Origin of the sequence: Pseudomonas sp. 22082, from assembly GCF_052046055.1 — a bacterium.
Taxonomy (GTDB): Bacteria; Pseudomonadota; Gammaproteobacteria; order Pseudomonadales; family Pseudomonadaceae; genus Aquipseudomonas; species Aquipseudomonas pharyngis.
Map to the genome: position 1 here is coordinate 143,309 of NZ_JBQEQB010000002.1, position 18,526 is coordinate 161,834.

The 18,526-nt window shown below is 60.9% G+C and carries 18 protein-coding genes; 5 read left to right on the forward strand and 13 right to left on the reverse strand.

All coding sequences use genetic code 11. The features are described from left to right. Positions 1 to 56 precede the first annotated feature (56 nt). A complete protein-coding gene (locus ACTJK9_RS03200) occupies positions 57 to 2,189 on the reverse strand; it encodes a TonB-dependent receptor (protein ID WP_440812072.1) in 2,133 nt (710 codons plus the stop codon). A 94-nt stretch (positions 2,190 to 2,283) separates the two neighbouring features. Further along, positions 2,284 to 2,670, reverse strand: coding sequence for a DUF2946 domain-containing protein (locus ACTJK9_RS03205; protein ID WP_064597404.1), 387 nt, complete (start codon positions 2,668 to 2,670; stop codon positions 2,284 to 2,286). A gap of 94 nt (positions 2,671 to 2,764) precedes the next feature. On the opposite strand from ACTJK9_RS03205, the gene ACTJK9_RS03210 reads away from it, so the two are divergent. Further along, entirely contained in the window at positions 2,765 to 3,205 is a 441-nt protein-coding gene (locus tag ACTJK9_RS03210) for a DUF3995 domain-containing protein (protein ID WP_440812075.1), read from the forward strand. On the opposite strand, the gene ACTJK9_RS03215 is transcribed toward ACTJK9_RS03210, so the two are convergent. The 7 genes from ACTJK9_RS03215 to ACTJK9_RS03245 form a co-directional block, all read right to left on the reverse strand. After that, a complete protein-coding gene (locus ACTJK9_RS03215) occupies positions 3,202 to 3,564 on the reverse strand; it encodes a Na+/H+ antiporter subunit G (protein ID WP_064379433.1) in 363 nt (120 codons plus the stop codon). The two genes, ACTJK9_RS03210 and ACTJK9_RS03215, sit on opposite strands and share 4 nt — an antisense overlap. Further along, positions 3,561 to 3,839, reverse strand: a complete 279-nt coding sequence (locus tag ACTJK9_RS03220; RefSeq protein ID WP_011334688.1) for a K+/H+ antiporter subunit F — start codon at positions 3,837 to 3,839, stop codon at positions 3,561 to 3,563. Before ACTJK9_RS03220 ends, ACTJK9_RS03215 begins: the two co-directional genes overlap by 4 nt. After that, complete coding sequence (locus ACTJK9_RS03225; RefSeq protein ID WP_039767025.1) at positions 3,836 to 4,324, reverse strand: Na+/H+ antiporter subunit E; 489 nt, start codon at positions 4,322 to 4,324, stop codon at positions 3,836 to 3,838. The genes ACTJK9_RS03220 and ACTJK9_RS03225 overlap by 4 nt, the downstream gene beginning before the upstream one ends. After that, positions 4,321 to 6,000 carry a monovalent cation/H+ antiporter subunit D gene (locus ACTJK9_RS03230; RefSeq protein WP_440812078.1) on the reverse strand — a complete coding sequence of 560 codons (1,680 nt, stop codon included), beginning with the start codon at positions 5,998 to 6,000 and terminating at the stop codon, positions 4,321 to 4,323. Before ACTJK9_RS03230 ends, ACTJK9_RS03225 begins: the two co-directional genes overlap by 4 nt. Next, the gene (locus ACTJK9_RS03235; RefSeq protein WP_003192163.1) at positions 5,997 to 6,341 is read right to left on the reverse strand and encodes a Na+/H+ antiporter subunit C; all 345 of its coding nucleotides are present in this window, start codon (positions 6,339 to 6,341) and stop codon (positions 5,997 to 5,999) included. The genes ACTJK9_RS03230 and ACTJK9_RS03235 overlap by 4 nt, the downstream gene beginning before the upstream one ends. After that, positions 6,341 to 9,241, reverse strand: coding sequence for a monovalent cation/H+ antiporter subunit A (locus tag ACTJK9_RS03240; protein ID WP_440812081.1), 2,901 nt, complete (start codon positions 9,239 to 9,241; stop codon positions 6,341 to 6,343). Before ACTJK9_RS03240 ends, ACTJK9_RS03235 begins: the two co-directional genes overlap by 1 nt. A gap of 106 nt (positions 9,242 to 9,347) precedes the next feature. After that, positions 9,348 to 10,286 (reverse strand): DMT family transporter, encoded by a 939-nt coding sequence (locus tag ACTJK9_RS03245; protein ID WP_440812084.1) that lies wholly within the window; start codon positions 10,284 to 10,286, stop codon positions 9,348 to 9,350. A gap of 85 nt (positions 10,287 to 10,371) precedes the next feature. Between ACTJK9_RS03245 and ACTJK9_RS03250 the strand changes: the two genes are divergently transcribed. The 3 genes from ACTJK9_RS03250 (at position 10,372) to ACTJK9_RS03260 (ending at position 14,030) form a co-directional block, all read left to right on the forward strand. Further along, complete coding sequence (locus ACTJK9_RS03250) at positions 10,372 to 10,935, forward strand: helix-turn-helix domain-containing protein (protein WP_440812087.1); 564 nt, start codon at positions 10,372 to 10,374, stop codon at positions 10,933 to 10,935. A gap of 216 nt (positions 10,936 to 11,151) precedes the next feature. Next, a complete protein-coding gene (locus tag ACTJK9_RS03255; RefSeq protein WP_440812090.1) occupies positions 11,152 to 12,555 on the forward strand; it encodes an LLM class flavin-dependent oxidoreductase in 1,404 nt (467 codons plus the stop codon). A 59-nt stretch (positions 12,556 to 12,614) separates the two neighbouring features. After that, positions 12,615 to 14,030 (forward strand): FAD/NAD(P)-binding protein, encoded by a 1,416-nt coding sequence (locus tag ACTJK9_RS03260; protein ID WP_440812093.1) that lies wholly within the window; start codon positions 12,615 to 12,617, stop codon positions 14,028 to 14,030. A gap of 64 nt (positions 14,031 to 14,094) precedes the next feature. Here ACTJK9_RS03260 and ACTJK9_RS03265 read toward each other — a convergent pair whose 3' ends face one another. From ACTJK9_RS03265 to ACTJK9_RS03275, 3 genes are all read right to left on the reverse strand, one after another. Further along, the gene (locus ACTJK9_RS03265; protein ID WP_440812096.1) at positions 14,095 to 14,343 is read right to left on the reverse strand and encodes a hypothetical protein; all 249 of its coding nucleotides are present in this window, start codon (positions 14,341 to 14,343) and stop codon (positions 14,095 to 14,097) included. A 108-nt stretch (positions 14,344 to 14,451) separates the two neighbouring features. Next, positions 14,452 to 15,186, reverse strand: a complete 735-nt coding sequence (locus ACTJK9_RS03270; protein ID WP_179694590.1) for a substrate-binding periplasmic protein — start codon at positions 15,184 to 15,186, stop codon at positions 14,452 to 14,454. Positions 15,187 to 15,306: 120 nt separating this feature from the next. Continuing rightward, complete coding sequence (locus ACTJK9_RS03275; protein ID WP_085610600.1) at positions 15,307 to 16,242, reverse strand: polyprenyl synthetase family protein; 936 nt, start codon at positions 16,240 to 16,242, stop codon at positions 15,307 to 15,309. A 296-nt stretch (positions 16,243 to 16,538) separates the two neighbouring features. Between ACTJK9_RS03275 and idi the strand changes: the two genes are divergently transcribed. After that, complete coding sequence (gene idi, locus ACTJK9_RS03280) at positions 16,539 to 18,077, forward strand: isopentenyl-diphosphate Delta-isomerase (RefSeq protein ID WP_237233727.1); 1,539 nt, start codon at positions 16,539 to 16,541, stop codon at positions 18,075 to 18,077. A gap of 38 nt (positions 18,078 to 18,115) precedes the next feature. Here the strand turns inward: idi and ACTJK9_RS03285 are convergent, their stop codons facing one another. After that, positions 18,116 to 18,448: a hypothetical protein gene (locus ACTJK9_RS03285; RefSeq protein WP_085610599.1), complete on the reverse strand. Its 333-nt coding sequence runs from the start codon at positions 18,446 to 18,448 to the stop codon at positions 18,116 to 18,118. Between the last annotated feature and the right edge of the window lie 78 nt (positions 18,449 to 18,526).

An 18,526-nucleotide genomic window follows, 5' to 3' on the forward strand; every position in this document is an offset into this window, starting at 1 on the left:
CTCTGAGCTTTGAAAACACATCGATTCCTGTGGGAACGGGCTTGCCCGCGAAGCTTTTAGAAGCGGGTTTGCACAGCCAGCTCAAAGGTGCGCGGTGTGCCGAGGTAATACGCCGGCGATACATGGGCGAACTCGGCATACACCTCATTCGTCAGGTTGCGCACCCGCCCGGTCACGGTGGTGTGCGAGTCCACCTTGTAGCTGAGAAAGCTGCCAAACAACGTGTACGACGGCACGGTCATGGTGTTGGCCGTGTCGGCGAACACCGACGCCACGTACCGCGCATCGACCCCGCCTTGCCACTGCGGCGAGAAATCATAGGTCAGCCACAGATTGCCCACCCGGTCCGGCACGTTGGTCGGTGTATTGCCCTTGCGCGAGACCACTACGCCGGCGGCGTTCTTCTCGTTGAACTCATCGTATTGCGCATCGACCCAGGCGAAGTTGCCTTCGGCCAGCAGCTTGTCGGTGATCCGCAGCGAACTGGCAATCTCGATGCCCTTCGAAGTCTGCTGGCCGACCGGAATGCTGCTGGTCGGGTCCAGTGGATCCGTCACTGCGAAGTCCTTGCGCTCGATGGTGTAGGCGGCCACCGTCGCCGAGCCGCGTCCGTTCAGGTAGTCGAACTTGCTGCCGATTTCCCATTGTTTGCCGGTCGAGACATCGAAGTCCTGCGTGCCATTGGGTTGCTCGGCGGCGGTGCTGTATTGCACGTACACATTGGCTGACGATATGAACTGGTATGTCATGCCGACACGCCCTGTGACCGGTTCCCACCTGCGCTTCAAATGACGCGGGTTGCTCGCGGTCACAGTGCGATGGTTGGTCACGTCGAGGTCGATGTCGTCATAGCGCAGACCGGTTAACAGCGAGAGCTTGTCGGTCAGTGCCAGGCGGTTTTCGGCAAACAGCGCTTTGGTCGTGACTTCGTTGGTCTTGTCGCTGACGAAACCCGGCATCGTTCCGGGGATGTCATAGAAATGCCCCGGTCGGTAGTTGTTCGGGTCCACCGCGCTGGCGCCTTTGACGTTCAGCGGCGAGTTGGTGGTCTGGTTGACCTTGTACTCGAATCCGCCGGACCAGGTGGTGTCGAGGCCGAACAGGGTGTTGTCGTGGCGCAGTTCGAACTGGTTGCCGTTCTGCTCGCCCTGATGTCGCACCTGATACGCAGTGGAGCGGTTCACCGCGCTGTTGTCGGCGTTGTATTGATAGGTTTCCAGGTTGCGGTAATCACGCTGACTGTCGAGGTGATAGAGGGTATTGCGCAGGGTGGTGCTGTCGTTGATCCGGTAATCGATGATCGAGCGCACCCAGATCGTCCGCTGCTCGTAGCGGCCGTCCTCGACGTTGTAGTTGTTGAAGCGGTTGTGCTTGTCGATCTTCAACTCGCCGGCCTTGGGGTTGAGCACCGGCGTGCCCCAGTACGGGCTGTCCTCGTGTTCGTCCTGATATTCCAGGGCCAGGGTGTGCGAAAGGTTTGGCGTCAGGTCGCTGAGCAACGAGAACGCCACGCTCCAGGCATCGCGTTCCTGGCGGTCAATGTAGCCGTTGCTGGTGTTGTGGCTGACGTCGAGTCGCGCGTAATGCTGAACGTCGGCACCGGGTTCGGTCAGCGCGTGATTGAGGCCGAACGCGGTTTCGGTGGTGTCGTAGGTGCCATAGCTGACCCGGCCTTCAATGGCTTGCTCGTCGCGGGTGGCCAGTTTGGTCACGTAGTTCAGCGAACCACCGACCGAGCCGGCGCCGTTGATCAACGATGACGGGCCGCCGACCAGTTCCACCCGGTCATAGATCCACGAATCCACGGGCCGTGCCAGTCCGCCGGAAACGTTGACCCCGTTGAACATCTGGGTGATCTGGCTGCTGGTGAAACCGCGATAGGAGACGAACCCGCCAAAGCCCGGCGGCGCACTGGCGTTCACCCCCGGCAAGGTGTTGGCCGCGTCCTGAAAGTTTTGCGAACCGCGACGTTCGATGTCACTGCGGTTGGCAATGGCCACCGAGGCCGGGGTGTCGCGCACGCTGAGGCCGAGGCGCGAGGCCATGCCGCTGGACTGGTCGAGGCTCAGGCCGGGTTCGGCGCCGGACTCGCCGTCAATAGTGATCGGCGCCAGATCCACGGTGGATTGCGCCCAGACGTTGACGGACAGGCAGCCGCACAGGCTCGCCAGCAAGGTAAGTTGTTTCATTGATTGAATCCTGAATGCTTGTTCTCGGAGTCAGCGCACAGGCGAACGCCGCGCGTTGGCGCAGTGGGCTGACAGATCAAAAAGGCAAGGGCACTCAGGCGAGCGGCGGGGCGCGGGGATTGGCCGAAGGCCAGATGAAGCGGGCAGGAAGGTCGGCGCTGACGATGGCCGGCAGCGGCGGGCTGTGTTGTTCCGGCAGGATCGCCAGGGTCAGGCTGGAGTTGAACGCCGGGCCCATGCCGCCGGTGGAGCACAGTGGACAGCCGAACGCCTTGGCCAGGGTCGGCAGTTTTTCTTCGGTGGGACTCGAGGCGAGCGGCGCCTGGGTGCTCGGGTCGACGGCACAGAACTGGCCGCCGATACCGTTGAGCTGCATGCCGACCATTTGTCCGTGACCGATGCTGCAGGCGAACACGTTGAACAGGACGCAGCAATAGAGCATCCAGGCCAGCAGCGAGCGATCGGTACGGGTGAATTTCATGGGGCGGCACTTTACCGCACCGCCGATCGGTCGTGCACATGGAAAAATGCCGACTAGGATGTTTTGTTCAAATCCCTTTCAAGGATTCTCGACCATGACCTTTGTGTTGGCTCAATGGCTGGTGACGATATTCGCGGTGATCAGCCTGATGCATGTGTATTGGGCGATGGGTGGGCAGTGGGCGGCCGTGGCGGTGGTGCCGCAGGTTCCGGTGGATAACGGCGGGCTGACCCTCAGGCCTGCGTTCAAGCCGTCAGGCTGGATCACGCTGGTGGTGGCGGCAGCTCTGCTACTGATTGCCGCACTGGTGTGCATGCGAGTGGGGTGGTGCCTGCCCGCCGTGCATCACTGGGCACTGCAGTGGGTGATCAGCGCGATTGCGCTGCTGATGTTTGCGCGGGCGATCGGCGATTCGGAGCTGGTGGGTTTTTTCAAGGAAGTGAAGGGATCGCGGTTCGCCCGGCTCGACACTTGGGTTTACTCGCCGCTGTGTCTGATTTTGGGAGCCGGGCTGTTGGCTGTTGCCTGGATCTAGCTGCCGGTTTCAGTACGCCGGCTGCTGACCTCGGCCGGCACGTCATCCCCGGCCATGCGCTTGCGGAACAATGCCGCCCGCGCCAGCAGCAGGGTGGTCACCGGCACGGTGATCGACAGCAGAATCGGGATCAGCCATGCGTGCAGCACCGGCCCGGACTTGAGTGCGGAAAAACAGATGATCGAGGCCAGCGCCACGCACCACGCGCCCAGCGTCGAGGCCAGCGCCGGGGGGTGCATGCGCTGGAAGTAATCCTTCATCCGCAGCAGGCCGGTCGCACCGATCAGGGCGAAAATACCGCTGAGCACCAGCAGAATCGCCACCGGGATTTCCACCCACAAAGACAGTTCAGCGTTCATTCGATCACCTCGCCACGCAGGAGGAATTTCGCCAGGGCAAACGAGCCGACGAAGCCGAACAGCGCGATCAGCAGCGCCGCTTCGAAGTAGGTGTCACTGGCATAACGAATCCCCAAGGTCAGCATCATCAGCATGGCGACGATGTACAGGTAATCCAGCGCCAGTACCCGGTCCTGCGCCGACGGGCCTTTGAACAGGCGCACCAGTGTGAGGACCATGGCCAGGGAAAACAGGAACAGCGTCAGCAGAATCGCGTTCGACAGCAGCGGGCTCATTCGAAAATCTCCATCAACGGTCGCTCGTAAGTGACCTTGAAGTGCTGGATGAACTGCGCCTCGTCATCCAGATCCCAGACGTGCAGCAACAGAATGCTGCGATCCAGCGCCAGTTCTGACCAGACTGTGCCGGGAATCACCGTGGTGATCATCGACAATGCTGCCAGGCCGTTGGCGTCGCGCAGATCCAGCGGCACCTTGATGAAGCGCGAGCGAGGCGGGCGGCGACCGGCGTTGAGCACGCCCCAGGCCACCTGCAGGTTCGAGACGATCACGTCACGCCCGACCAGCAGAAACAATCGCAGGATCGTGCCCGGGCGGCGGATGTGAATCCGCTGCGGGCGCAATTTGCGCATCATCAGCGGGGCGCAGAAACCGAGTACGGCACCCAGCAGCAGGTTGCCCGGGCTGACCGACAGGTTCAGTACCAGCCACAGCAACCACAGCGCAAGCGACAACCACGGAGCCGGAAACAGACGTTTCATGGTTGCACCTCCAGCAGCGTAGCCTTGGCTTCCGGGCTCGGCACGGCGCGAGTGCCAAGCACCGCCATCACGTATTGCTGCGGATTGTTCAGGGCATCGGCCGCTGCCTGGGTGTAACGCAGCAGCGGTTCAGCCTTGAAGGTCAGCGCGATGCTCAGGCCGAGCAGCAGGAAAATCGGCGTGCATTCCAGTTTGCGCAGCAGCGGCGACGGTCGCTCTTCAGGCGACCAGAAGCGCTGGATCCCCAGGCGCGAGAACGCCATCAGCGAGCCGAGTCCGGTAAGAATCAGCAAGGCCAGCAACGCCCAGGCAGCATTCGAGATCGGCTCGCCGGCGCCGAGGCCAAGCGGATTGAGCAGGGCACCGATCAGGCTGAGCTTGCCGATGAAGCCGGACAGCGGCGGCATGCCGATAATCAACAGCGCGCAGGCAATGAAGCTCAGACCGAGGAAGGCCATGGTCCACGGGATCACCTGACCGACCACGGCTTTCTGATCGTCGTCGAGGTTGATGCCCTTGATCGGACGCTGCCATTCCTGCGGACGCGGCAGCAGTTCGTTCTCGTCTTCCAGCGGCACTTCGATGGCGGTGCGCGAACGTTCGATCAATTCGGCCAGCAGGAACAGCGCACTCAGCGCCAGGGTCGAGCTGACCAGATAGAACAGCGCGGCGCCGATCAGGTTTGGCTGGGCGAAGCCCACGGCCGATAGCAGGATTCCCGCGGATACCAGAATGCTCAGGCTGGCCATGCGTTCCAGGCGTTGCGCGGCGATGATCGCCACACCCGCGCCGGCCATGGTGGCCATGCCTCCGTAGATCAGCCAGTCGCCGCCAAAGTACGCCGAAGCGCCGGCCTGGCCCGAGAACAGCAGCGTCCACAGACGCAGCAGGGTGTAGACACCGACCTTGGTCATGATCGCGAACATCGCCGCCACCGGTGCGCTGGCCGACGAGTAGGCCGGCACCAGCCAGAAGTTCAGCGGCCACATGCCGGCCTTGGCCAGGAACGCCACGGCCAGAATTCCCGCGCCGGCGTGCAGCAGGCCACGGTCGGCTTCCGGCACCAGCGGGATCTTCAGGGCCAGATCCGCCATGTTCAGCGTGCCGGTCACACCGTAGATCAGCGCCGCGCCGATCAGGAACAGCGACGACGCCAGCAGGTTGATCGAGATGTAATGCAGCCCCGACGACACCCGCGCCCGGCCCGAGCCGTGTAGCAGCAGGCCGTAAGATGCGGCGAGCAGCACCTCGAAGAATACGAACAGGTTGAACAGGTCCGCCGTCAGGAATGCGCCGTAAAGGCCCATCAACTGAATCTGGAACAAGGCGTGGAAGCTCGACCCGGCGCCGTCCCAGCGGGCCATGGCAAACAGCAGGGCGCTGACGCCAATGATTCCGGTCAGCACCAGCATCAATGCCGACAGACGATCGACCACCAGCACGATGCCGAACGGCACCTGCCAGTTGCCCGGCAGATAAACCCCAATCGAACCGGGCACGCCGGTGGTCTGGGTCCATTGCAGCAGCATCACCGAGATGCCGAGGCCGAGGAGGCTGGAGAACAGGTTGATTTTCGCCTTCAGCGGACGGTGCTTCTCGCCGAGCATTAGCATGATGGCGGCGGTCAGCAGCGGCAGCAGGATCGGTGCGGCGATCAGGTGAGTCATCGCCGTCATTCCTTGGGCTCCCTTCCGTCAACGTGGTCGGTGCCGGTCAGGCCTCGTGAGGCCAGCAGTACCACCAGAAACAACGCGGTCATGGCGAAGCTGATGACGATGGCCGTCAGCACCAGCGCCTGGGGCAACGGGTCGGTGTAATTGAGCAGATCCTGTGGCACGCCGTCCTTGATGATCGGCTCCTTGCCGATGAACAGGCTGCCCATGCTGAAGATGAACAGGTTGACGCCGTAGGACAGCAGGCACAGGCCCATCACCACCTGGAATGTCCGTGGCCGCAGGATCAGCCAGACCCCGGACGCGGCGAGTACGCCGATGGCGATTGCGATGACTTCTTCCATCAGGCGGCTCCTTTGGCGGCAGCGGTTTTATGGCCCCGGACCGATTGGTGGGCGAGGGCGGTGAGGATCAGCAAGGTCGAGCCGACCACCACGGCGTAGACGCCGATATCGAAGAACAGCGCGCTGGCGATATGGATATCACCCAGCAGCGGCAGGCTGAAGTGCCAGGTGTGGGTGGTCAGGAACGGATAACCGACCGCCATCGCCCCGAGGCCGGTGACGGTGGCGAACAGCAGGCCGGTGCCCATCCAGCGCAGTGGGCGCAGGCTCATTTGCGCCTCGACCCACTGAGTGCCGGCGACCATGTATTGCAGGATGAACGCCACCGACATCACCAGACCGGCGACGAAGCCGCCACCCGGCTGGTTGTGCCCGCGCATGAACAGGTAGAACGACACCACCAGCGCAATCGGCAGCAGCAGGCGCACCAGTACCGCCGGCACCATCATGAAACCGAGCGCGGTGTCGCTGGCCGAGCGCGGGTTGACCAGATCGGTCACCACGTCGGGGGCGAGCAGGCGCTGCTGGGCCGGCAGTTGCAGGCTTTCTTTCGGCGGGCGGAAGCGACGCAGCAGGGCAAATACGGTCAGTGCCACGGCGGCGAGCACTGTGATCTCACCAAGGGTGTCGAAACCACGGAAATCCACCAGCATCACGTTGACCACGTTGCTGCCGCCGCCTTCGGGCAGGGCGCGACTCAGATAGAACGAGGAAATGTCGTTCGGCGTCTGCCGGGTCAGCATCGCGTAGGACAGCAGCGCCATGCCGCCACCGACGGCAATCGACAGCAGCAAGTCGCGCAGACGCCGTACCCGCGCCTTGCGCAGGCTGCTTGGCAGCGGCGAAACCTCTTCGATTCGCCGTGGCAGCCAGCGCAGGCCGAGCAGGATCAGCACAGTGGTCACCACTTCAACCACCAGTTGCGTCAGGGCCAGATCCGGCGCCGAGAACCAGACGAAGGTCACGCAGGTCATCAGGCCGCAGACACTGACCATGGTCAGGGCGGCGAGACGGTGATACTTGGCTTGCCACGCGGCGCCGAGGGCGCAGGCGATTGCCAGCAGCCACAGGGTCACGAACACGATCGAGCCTGGGATCTTCGGCCGGTCACCCCAGCTCAGGCTGCTGTGCAGCATCGGGATCAGCCCGGCCAGCACCGCCGCCGATACCATCAAGAACAGCTGGGTTTGCAGACGCTTGGTGCCGATCCGCCGCTCCAGCCGTCGGGCCAGACGCATCATCGCCACCAGACTGCGCTCGAACATTCGCTTGCCGTTGAGGCGGCCCGCCAGCGGCGGATACTTGAAGCGGCCGCGCTTGAGCTGGTTGCGCAGCAGCAGATACAGCACGATGCCGCCGGACATGGCGATCAGGCTCATGATCATCGGTGCATTGAGGCCGTGCCAGATCGCCAGGCTGTATTCCGGCAGCACGCCGCCCACCACCGGCAACGCGGCAGCGGCCAGCAACGGGCCGACCACTTGGGCCGGGAAAATCCCCACCAGCAGGCAGGTGAACACCAGCAGTTCCACCGGCGCACGCATCCAGCGCGGTGGTTCATGCGGGGTGTGCGGCAGGTCGGTGGCGGTCGGGCCGAAGAACACATCAACGGTGAATCTCAGCGAGTAGGCAACGCTGAACATACCGGCAATGGTCGCGACGATCGGCAGGCTGGTTTCAACCCACGCGGTGGCGTTGATGAACACGGTTTCGGCAAAGAACATTTCTTTCGACAGGAAACCGTTGAGCAGCGGCACACCGGCCATGGACGCACTGGCGACCATCGCCAGGGTGGCGGTGAACGGAATCAGTTTGAACAGGCCGTTGAGCTTGCGGATGTCGCGGGTGCCACTTTCGTGGTCGATGATCCCGGCGGCCATGAACAGCGAGGCCTTGAAGGTCGCATGGTTGAGGATGTGGAACACGGCTGCCACAGCGGCCAGCGGACTGTTCAAACCCAGCAGCAGGGTGATCAGGCCGAGGTGGCTGATGGTCGAATAGGCCAGCAGCCCTTTGAGATCGTTCTGAAACATCGCGCAGTACGCGCCGAGCAACAGCGTGGCGGCACCGGCGCCGCTGACGATGTAGAACCATTCTTCGCTGCCGGACAGCGACGGCCACAGGCGGGCCAGCAGGAAAACCCCGGCCTTGACCATGGTTGCCGAGTGCAGGTACGCCGAAACCGGTGTGGGTGCCGCCATCGCGTGGGGCAGCCAGAAGTGGAAGGGGAACTGGGCGCTTTTGCTGAGGGCGCCGATAAGAATGAGGGGAAGCAGGATGGGGTAGAGGGCATGTGCGCGAATCAGATCGCCGGCGGCCAGGACCTTGTCCAGGTCATAGCTGCCGACCACATGGCCGAGGATCATGACCCCCGCCAGCAGGCATAATCCTCCCGCACCGGTGACCATCAACGCCATGTACGCACCACGGCGCGCGTCGTGGCGGTGGTGCCAATAGCCGATCAACAGGAACGAGAAAAGGCTGGTCAGCTCCCAGAAGAACACGATCTGTATCAGGTTGCCGGAGATCACCAGCCCGAGCATGGCGCCCATGAACGCCAGAAAGAACGCGAAGAAACGCGGCACCGGATCGTCCGGCGACATGTAATAGCGGGCATATAAGGAAACGAGGGTGCCGATGCCCAGCACCAGCATCGAGAACAGCCAGGCGAAGCCGTCCATGCGCAGGACGAAGTTCAGGCCCAGGCTGGGCAGCCAGGTGAATTCTTCGCGGATCACGCCGCCGTGGGCGATCTGCGGATACAGCATCGCGACCGAGACAGTGCCGATCAGTGCGACCAGACCTGCCAGCAGGGATTCGGCGTTACGTGCGTTGTGCGGCAGCACGGCTGCCAGACAGCTGCCCAGAAAAGGCAGAAGCAGTAGAACTATCAGGGACATAGGCTTCTAATCTGCGGAAGTTTGTGAAGCATCATACGTGCCAGCTCCCGGATCGCCAAACGCGAGGATGTCTCTGAATCCTACAAAGTAGCCGTAAAACCCCCGTTTAGCCTTCGGTCTCGTGTTCCAATTCTTCCGTGACTGTTTGTGTCTCTTTGCCTTTGGTCTTCAATTCACTGACGATCACCGCCGCCACGATCAAGCCTGCACCCACCAATGCAATCGCTGGCAGACGCTCTCCCGCGATGCGCCCGACGATTCCGGCCCACACCGGCTCACCGGCGTAAATCAAGGTCGCACGGGTCGGCGAAACACTTTTCTGCGCCCAGTTCATCGCCACCTGAATCGCCGCACTCATCGCGCCCAGGCCCAAAGCGGTGCTCAGCAACAGCCACGAGAAATCCGGAATCGCCTCGCCGGTCGGCACCACCATCAAGAACGACAGCACTGAGGTCGTTGCCAACTGCACAACGGTTACCCGGCGCACATCGACCTGGCCGGCATAGTTACTGATCAGGATGATTTCGGCCGCTATCGCAATGGCGCTGATCAGCGTGGCGATTTCACCGGGGCTGAAATTCAGCGAAGCCCCGGATGGCCCGGAAAGCAGCATCAGCCCGGTAAACGCCAGCATGATGCCGATGCTCGGCATCAAACCCGGGCGCCGGCCCAGCACCAGCCATTGCAACAGCGGCACGAACGGCACGTACAGCGCGGTGATGAACGCCGACTGACTGCTTGGGATACTCTGCAACCCAACGGTCTGCAAGCCATAACCGAGCAGGATCGCCACGCCGATAAAGGCGCCAGCCTTGAATTCGAACAGGGTCAGTTCCCGCAGGTGTTTCCAGGAGAACAGCGCAACAATGCCAGCTGCGGCGGCAAAGCGCAGGCCGACGAAAAACATCGGGCCGCTGACGGTCATCGCGTGCTGCACCAGCAGAAAGGTGCCGCCCCAAAGCATGGTGATCAACACCAGCACGCACTCGGCTTTGCTGAACCGGGAAAACCGCAGGGGAGTTTGAGGGGAGTTGGCTGACGTCATGACCTTGCGCACTTTTAAGGAGGAGACGCACAATGCGCCAAATGTTGCGCAGTATACTGCCCAGCCCCAGCCAGTGAGCAATATAGTGCACAGAGATTCCGTTCAGCGGGCTTCGGTCCTGCAACACGTCAGCCAGAACGTCCGGCGCCTGCGCCACGCCGCCGACATGAGCCAGACGGCCCTCGCGGAAAAGTCCGGGGTCAGCCGGCGAATGCTGGTGGCCATCGAGGCGGGCGAGAAGAATGTCAGCCTGACCACCCTCGACCGCGTCGCCGAAGCCCTCGAAGTGGCCTTCAGCGATCTTATCCAGGCCCCGGACAATCGCGATCCGGGCCGCATCAACGAACTCGCCTGGGCCGGCAGCATCCCCGGCAGCAAAGCCGTTCTACTGTCCAAGGCCAACGCCACCCGCGCGGTGGAACAGTGGGAATGGTGCCTGCAACCGGGCGAGGTCTATCCCTCGCAACCGGACGCTGACGGCTGGAGCGAACAGATCTTTGTGTTCGAAGGCTGCCTGACGCTGATGCTCGACGATCAACCCCAGCAAATCGCGGCCGGCGAGTTTTTCATGTTCGCCAGCAATCAGCCGCACACCTACCGCAATGACGGGGAAGTGGCCGCGCGCTTCGTGCGCAATGTGGTGATCTGACTGTTGCTGCGCCGACAGCCAATAAACAGTTTGCTCCCTACCGTTTGCAGACTACTTTAGGTTGTTATCCCAATGCATTGATAAATATAGAAAATATATTCAGGCATGACTCCTGCTAAGGGTTGTGGATCCTCATCCGGAAACCACGGAGTCGCCTTGCATGACCGCTTCAAACCAAATCGTTAAACGCCTCCTGAACATCGGGAGTGCCATCTGATGCCCCGCGAAATCCGCCTCAACGCCTTCGACATGAACTGCGTCGGCCATCAGTCGCCGGGCCTATGGGCTCACCCTCGGGATCGCTCCTGGCAGTACAAGGATCTGGAGTACTGGACCGATCTGGCGAAAATCCTCGAGCGCGGCAAGTTCGATGGTTTGTTCATCGCCGACGTGCTGGGCATCTACGACGTCTACAACGGCAATGGCGAAGCGGCGATCCGGCAGGCGGCGCAGGTGCCGGTCAACGATCCGTTGCAACTGATCCCGCCAATGGCCCTGGTCACCGAGCACCTGGGGTTTGGCCTGACCGCCTCGTTATCCTTCGAACATCCATATCCATTCGCTCGACGCCTGTCGACCCTCGATCACCTGACCAAGGGCCGTGCCGGCTGGAACATCGTCACCTCTTATCTGGAGAGCGGCGCGAAGAACATCGGCCAGCAAGCCCAGACCGAACACGACGCGCGCTACGACTTCGCCGAGGAATACCTGGAGGTCTGCTACAAACTGTGGGAAGGCAGTTGGGAAGAGGGCGCTATCCTGCGGGATCGCGAGCGGCGGATTTTCAGTGACCCGAGCAAGATCCACGAGATCCGCCACCACGGGAAACACTTCCAGGTGCCGGGCATTCACCTCTGCGAACCGTCGCCGCAACGCACGCCAGTTCTCTATCAGGCCGGCGCTTCCAGCCGGGGCAAGCAGTTTGCCGCCGAGCATGCCGAATGCGTTTTTGTCGCGGCACCGTCGAAAGTGCTGCTGAAGAAAACGGTGGCCGACATCCGCCGCCGCGCCGCCGAGGCCGGGCGCGATCCGTCGAAGATCCTGATCTTCAACCTGCAAACCGTGATCCTCGGCGAGACCGACGCCAAGGCCAAAGCCAAGTTCGAAGAATACAAATCCTGGGTCAGCTACGAGGGCGCGATGGCGCTGATTTCCGGCTGGACCGGCATCGACTTCAGCCGCTTCAAACCGGACGAACCGCTCAAACACGTGCACACCAACGCGATTCAATCGGCGGTCGAAGCGTTTTCCACGGCGGATCCGAACAAGGTCTGGACGCCCAGCGAACTGGCCGATTGGGTCGGCATCGGCGGCTTCGGTCCGCTGTTTGTCGGCAGCCCGGAAACGGTGGCGGACCTGTTGCAGGAATGGGTCGATGAAACCGACGTCGACGGCTTCAACCTGGCCTACGCGCTGACCCACGAAACGTTCATCGACGCCGTGGAATTGCTGGTGCCGGAGTTGCAGAAGCGCGGTGTCTACAAGACCGAGTACGCGCCGGGGACCTTGCGCGAGAAGCTGTTTGGCGAAGGGCCGAGACTGCCGGAGATCCATCCGGGCAGCGGCTATCGAAACCTCGGCGAGCTGCATCGGCAGGAGAAAAAGGTCGCGTCTGTCTAGACGTCTTCGCGGCGTCTGAATGACACTGGCCCGAGCATATCCTCAGCTGCGAGAACGGCATGACTCAAATCGATACAACCGCCACCCGTCACGCCGACATCCTGATTGTCGGCGGCGGCCTCAGCGGTACGATGCTGGCTGTGCAATTGCTGCGTTTGCCGGGGTGCAGAACGATTCTGGTGATCGAGCCCCGGGCCGAACTGGGCCGGGGCGAAGCGTACAGCGCGGTGGAACTGGGCCACACGCTCAACGGCAATGCGGCGCGGATGAGCGTCGATCCGGACAATGCCGATGACCTGACTCAATGGCTGACCGATCACATCGCTGGCGGTGGCTGGCCGGAGTCGGATCAGCAACATGTACCGGTCAGCGAACTGTTTCCACCTCGGGGTTTGTTCGGCGTGTATGTGCAGCAGCGTCTGGCCGAAGCGCAGCAGGTGGGCGCACAACACGGGTCGACGGTCGAGCATGTACGGGCCGAAGTGGTCGATGTGCAGGCTTCCAACGATTCCGTACAGCTCACTTTGAGTGACGGCCAGCAACTGCGGGGCGCTTATGCGGTGCTGGCGACCGGCATGTTCCCGGCTGCCCGCACACCGCAAAAAGACTCCAGCGGCCTCAACGCGGCGGCGCTCGATCCGTGGGATGTCGCGGCCATGCGCCAGCTCGATCCACAATCCACGGTGCTGATCATCGGCTCCGGCCTGACCATGGTCGATGCCGTGGTGTCGCTGGAGCAGGCCGGGCATCGCGGGCCGATCGAGGTGTTTTCCCGGCACGGGCTGTTGCCCCATGTGCGTCGGCAGCCGCCTGCGTGGGTGGACTTCCTCGCCGAAGATCACAGCATCCGCACGCCGCGCCAGTTACTGCGCGGATTGCGCCGGCATTGCCGCGACGCCATCGCCCAAGGCATCGACTGGCAGGCGCCGCTCGACACCGTGCGGGCGCACATCGGTCATTTGTGGAGCCAGGCCAGCGATGCGCAGCGCCGGCAGTTCGTGCGCCATGTGCGACCGTGGTGGGAAAGTCATCACCATCGTTCACCGCCGCTGAGCGCGGAACTGGTCGAGCGACTGCATCGGGAAGGGCGATTGCGCATTCATGCGGCGTCTTACAAGGGGCTTGAGCCGGTATCGGGCGACGGCGTGGGTATCCGCATTCGCCCTCGCGGTGAGGCTGAAACCCGCGTGGTGCAGGGCGCGGCGTTGATCAACTCAAGCGGCATCGAATACGACTGGCGCCGGGTCGCGCGACCTTTGCCACAGCAATTGCTGGCGCGCGGTCTGGTTCGCCCGGGGCCGTTGGCGCTGGGCATCGCGGCGGCGGTGGACGGTGCGGTGATGGATGAAGAGGGTCGGGTCTCGAACCGCCTGTTCGCCATGGGCCCGCCGCTGCGTGGCATGTGGTGGGAAAGCACCGCTGTCACCGACGTGGCGTTGCAGGCCAAGGCGCTGGCCGCGCGACTGGTGCGCTGACGCCCGAATGCAAGAAACCCCGCTTCGGCGGGGTTTCCTGTTTCTGGCAGCTCAAACCGATCACTCAGTAGCGCTGATATTTGGAACCGAATTCCGGGCGGTTTTCCGCGACGTACAGTTTGGTCTGTTCGGCGTTCTGTTGGAGTTTGAGGCCTTGGTGTTCGACGTCGTTGCTGACGGTGTCGACGTTCAGGGTGCCGGACTGGCCAACGGTCGCAGCCGCGACAACTGGAGTGCTGGCGTGTGGGGCAGCGATGGCGGAAGTGGCGCCGATCAGGGAAACAATGAAGCCGAGTGCGATGATGTCTTTCATGATGTTGCTCCAGAGAGTGGGGAGAAGATGGGGCCCACTGTAGTGCTGGAGGGTTTTGATGTGAAAACACCCTTGCGCATAGTTGTTATCGAAGGTGTTGATGCGCGATCAGCGCGGTAGGGTATTGCTCAGCCAGCGCTGGCGCAGCTGCTCCAGACGGCCATCGGCCCGCAATGTATCCAGCGCCTGCTGCCAGCGTGCGACCTGTTTCGGATCGGTTTGCGGCGAAAAGGCAATGTAGGTGTTCTGTTTCATCAACGGGATCTGGTACTGCAAGCGTCCCGGCTCCATGCCTTGTTCGCGGGCGAGGGCGGCTTTGGACCAGGTATCGGAGACCACGAAATCGGTACGCCCCAGGCTGAACAGCCGCATCATCTGCTCCGGGGTTTCCACGCCGTAGAGGTTGTTCAGGTCTTGCCCTTGCAGGTAGCTGTAGACCAGCCATTTGCGCGGCACGGTGATCCGGCCCAGGTGATCGGCTTCACGCAGGCTGTGCACGGGAGGCTGGAGATTGTCGCGGGCGTACAGCGCGGTTTCGACTTCGATCAGCGGCCCGACCCATTGATAGCGATCGTCGCGTTCGTCGGTACGCAGCACGGTGAATACGCCGGTGTCGGGGGTATCGCTGGCCATGCGCAGGGCGCGCAGCAGCGGGACTTGTTGCAGATGGATACGATCGCCGGTCTGGGTCGCCAGGGCCTGCACCACGTCCACACCGAATCCTGCGAGCTGATTGCCTTGCATGAAATGCAGGGGCGGGTGGTTGTCGGTGAGCAGTTGCAGGTCCGCCGCAGTGGCCGTCAGGGCCAGCATTGACAGCAGACAGGCGGCAAATCGTTTCATGGATCGTCCCTGAACAAAACAATCGCGCAGCTTAGTACGAGCCATGACGGCTGTCGTGGGGAAACAGCGGGGCTTTTGTGTCAGAGAACAAGGCTTATCGGTAGTAGCGAGGGGCCCAGGCTACCTGATTAATGACTGATAGTAGTTATCCTGTGGTTCTTGCTCAAAGTGCACGTTCCGCAGGAACGTGTGTAGAGAACCGAAGTTTCGTTCCCCAGCTAGGCACCGGGCTTGCTCAAAATGAAGCTCAATGGTCTTGAAACTGTCTTCCATGATGTTCATCGCTCGGGTGAAAACTCCGGCATCACCCCAGTCAGAAATGATTCTGCGCTTCTGCAAGTCCGTTCTTTTACTTTTGATTAATGGACTGTTGGCCAGGATCATGAGAAACGTTTTCGGACCTCCTTCCAAATCAGGGGCAAAGCCTTTTTTCTTGAAGTGGGGCGTGTGATTTATATCGCAGTAGTCATTGATGTAGCGGTAATAGACGGCAAGTTCCAGCATCAAGTCCTGCAATGCCAAATAAACTGCTACCGGCATCGGATTGAGGCTTTGGCATGAGTCCAGGATAAACATGAAAAAGCATCCGGTATTGGCTTGTGCAATAAAACGATATTGATCCAGCGTCGGCAGGCTGTCGCCTGCACTCAACTGCGTGTCGAGGTGCTGACCGATGTGCAACGCCTCGAGACTTCCCAGGGCTGCGTGAATAAGATTCGGATCCCCCAAAGCGTTCAACTTTTGCAGGCCTTCAATGTAGCCATGCATACCGGATACCAGTGCGCTGGCGATACCGAATTTCACCCAGACGGACGGGGCACCACGACGTGTAGGGTCTTCGTCAATGATGTCATCGTGTACCAGAGACGCCGTGTTGAAGAGCTCGACAATCTGGCAAAGCGTTTGCGCATGCATCGGCGCTAATTGGTAAATGTCCGCAAGCGCGAGCGTCAGTGCTGTCCTGACTTTCATGCCGGCGTGCTGTTCTTGATAGTTAAAGGCCAACGTCCAGAGTTCTCTGGCTTGCGCGTAGGTTGAGCTGGTTGATTGCAACATTGCAGAAGACTCTTTGGGCGGGTTGCCAACAGCGTACTTCTGGCAAGGGCGGGTTATACGGGAGTGACAGTTGAAACGTAGCGTATTTTTTGTGGCGATTCATGCTCAAGTAAAAACCGATTGGTTATCGACTGTAGAATTTTCAGATATATCCAGATGTTGTCTAAAGAGAGGTTGAGTGCCGAACTTGTCACTTGCTCAAATTTGTCTAGTTTTAGAATGAAGTTTTAACCCCACATGCAAAGTGAAGCCTGGTCCGACGTATCGTCCAGTCTTGAAGGGCGACGGTGACGAGAATGGAAGAGCTGATTCTTGTAGATGAATACGATCGGGAAACCGGAACTGCCGAAAAAATGCAGGTTCACCGCGACGGACTTTTGCATCGCGCCTTCTCCATCTTCATTTTCGATTTGAAAGGCCGACTGCTCCTGCAAAAACGGGCGCTGGGCAAATATCACTCTCAAGGATTATGGACTAATACGTGTTGTGGTCATCCTCGAGCCGGCGAACCGATCCTTGCGGCAGCCAGACGACGATTGTTCGAAGAAATGGGACTGGACTGCCCAGCGCTGATCGAGGTCGAGGCCTTCGTTTATCGGACACCGGTTTCGAATGGTTTGATCGAGAACGAGTATGACCACGTCTTTGTCGGGCTCAGTCGAGTGGATCCCAAGGTGAATTCCGATGAAGCGATGGATTGGAGATGGTCAAGTCTGCATGCGGTTTTTGGCGAAATCAGGCGAGATGCGGCACAGTTCACCGTCTGGCTGCAGTTAATTTTCAGGCAGCACGACATCTCGACCGTACGCGGGTGGCACAAGCAGCTTCGTGACCGTGACGCGTTAATCAAACAGCATCGAAAAGACTTCGCTCTTCCACCTCGGCTGCAACGGCTTTCATTTGCGCTAAGCCCCCATGCTCAGGCAGCGGAACTGCATACTCGCCAATGGCTGATTCGACTGGGGCTGGAGGATGGGCCGCATGCGCGTCATCAACTTGATATATACCAGCCAGGGCTCTACGCCGGTTATATGTGGCCCGATGCAGGCTGTGAGGACCTTCTGTTGTTTGCTCACCTCACCGGGTGGTTCAGTTGTCAAGACGATCTGGCCGATGAGGATTTGAGTCAGGCACCTGAGTTACTGGAGCAGAGCATCCGTGACGTGCATGAGATGGCAAGCCGCGATGGACAACCGTTTTGCACCGGTCTGGCGGGCGGTCTGGCGGACATCATTCAGCAGGCGGGGGCGCAGATGCCCGCGCAGTGGCGACAACGAACGCTTGAGCAATATGAAAGTTATCTCTATCCCTGTTTGCGCGCAGCGATGCATCGGCTTGAAGGTTCGCAGCCGGCCGAACAGGATTTTGAAAGTGTCTGGCGCAATGCCGGCGGGTTTCAGGTGTGTGTGGAATTCAATTACTTCGCCGATCGTGTACACCTGCCATCTCGTGTTTATTACAGCGACATCTGGCAGGCGCTACGCAGGCTGAGCTTGAACCTGCTGAAGGCTGTTAATGACTTGTTGTCTTTCTCCATCATGAAAAACCCCATGGAGGACGTGTACAACCTGCTGACTCATCTCATTCATCATCGACAATGTTCCCCGCGTGAAGCTGCCAGCGAGGTTCGCCGTCGAATCGATGTGTGGGCCGGTGAGTTTTTCAAGCTGCAACGGCGCTTGCCGCGCGAGCTGGATCGACTTGAGTGCGACGATGTTTTACGCGAACAAGTCTTGCGCAGTGCCCGGACGCTCGAGGTGCAATGGCACGGCAATATTGCATGGCATCTGACAGTGCCTCGTTACCGGGAAGTCGTGATCGCTGCGGGGGTGTGACACCCCCGGCAGGAATCGAGTACGACGGGTACAGCCGATCAGTAGCGCTGATACTTGGAACCGAACTCGGGACGGTTCTCGGCGACCAGTACGCTGCGGGCCGAGCGCTCGCGCAGTTCCTGCAAGCGGTCGGCGCCACCTTCAGCGACGCGTTCGCGCAAATCTTGCAAACGGTCAGCACCGCCTTCAGCCACGCGTTCACGCAGTTCCTGCAAGCGATCCGCGCCACCTTCGGCAACGCGATCCTTCTGCAGGTTTTCCGAACCGTATTCGGCAACCAGTGGTTGGGAGCTGGCGGACGCCAGGTCGGCCATGGCCAGGCCGCCGAGCAGGCTGAGTGCGAGTACCAGGGATTTCGAGGACTTGAACATGGTGCTTCTCCTTGCGTTTGATGATGAGTGAACCAGTGCTTTCTGGTGGGTTCATTCAAACGCGAGGGTGTATCGCTG

Excerpts from the sequence above, each read along its gene's own strand:
- ACTJK9_RS03275 (WP_085610600.1), bottom strand. The coding sequence starts at position 16,242 with ATGTTGCAATCAACCAGCTCAACCTACGCGCAAGCCAGAGAACTCTGG.
- ACTJK9_RS03215 (WP_064379433.1), bottom strand. The coding sequence starts at position 3,564 with ATGAACGCTGAACTGTCTTTGTGGGTGGAAATCCCGGTGGCGATTCTG.
- ACTJK9_RS03220 (WP_011334688.1), bottom strand. The coding sequence starts at position 3,839 with ATGAGCCCGCTGCTGTCGAACGCGATTCTGCTGACGCTGTTCCTGTTT.
- ACTJK9_RS03260 (WP_440812093.1), top strand. The coding sequence starts at position 12,615 with ATGACTCAAATCGATACAACCGCCACCCGTCACGCCGACATCCTGATT.
- ACTJK9_RS03235 (WP_003192163.1), bottom strand. The coding sequence starts at position 6,341 with ATGGAAGAAGTCATCGCAATCGCCATCGGCGTACTCGCCGCGTCCGGG.
- ACTJK9_RS03285 (WP_085610599.1), bottom strand. The coding sequence starts at position 18,448 with ATGTTCAAGTCCTCGAAATCCCTGGTACTCGCACTCAGCCTGCTCGGC.
- ACTJK9_RS03245 (WP_440812084.1), bottom strand. The coding sequence starts at position 10,286 with ATGACGTCAGCCAACTCCCCTCAAACTCCCCTGCGGTTTTCCCGGTTC.
- ACTJK9_RS03270 (WP_179694590.1), bottom strand. The coding sequence starts at position 15,186 with ATGAAACGATTTGCCGCCTGTCTGCTGTCAATGCTGGCCCTGACGGCC.
- ACTJK9_RS03240 (WP_440812081.1), bottom strand. The coding sequence starts at position 9,241 with ATGTCCCTGATAGTTCTACTGCTTCTGCCTTTTCTGGGCAGCTGTCTG.
- ACTJK9_RS03230 (WP_440812078.1), bottom strand. The coding sequence starts at position 6,000 with ATGACGGCGATGACTCACCTGATCGCCGCACCGATCCTGCTGCCGCTG.
- idi (WP_237233727.1), top strand. The coding sequence starts at position 16,539 with ATGGAAGAGCTGATTCTTGTAGATGAATACGATCGGGAAACCGGAACT.
- ACTJK9_RS03265 (WP_440812096.1), bottom strand. The coding sequence starts at position 14,343 with ATGAAAGACATCATCGCACTCGGCTTCATTGTTTCCCTGATCGGCGCC.
- ACTJK9_RS03205 (WP_064597404.1), bottom strand. The coding sequence starts at position 2,670 with ATGAAATTCACCCGTACCGATCGCTCGCTGCTGGCCTGGATGCTCTAT.
- ACTJK9_RS03210 (WP_440812075.1), top strand. The coding sequence starts at position 2,765 with ATGACCTTTGTGTTGGCTCAATGGCTGGTGACGATATTCGCGGTGATC.
- ACTJK9_RS03255 (WP_440812090.1), top strand. The coding sequence starts at position 11,152 with ATGCCCCGCGAAATCCGCCTCAACGCCTTCGACATGAACTGCGTCGGC.
- ACTJK9_RS03200 (WP_440812072.1), bottom strand. The coding sequence starts at position 2,189 with ATGAAACAACTTACCTTGCTGGCGAGCCTGTGCGGCTGCCTGTCCGTC.
- ACTJK9_RS03225 (WP_039767025.1), bottom strand. The coding sequence starts at position 4,324 with ATGAAACGTCTGTTTCCGGCTCCGTGGTTGTCGCTTGCGCTGTGGTTG.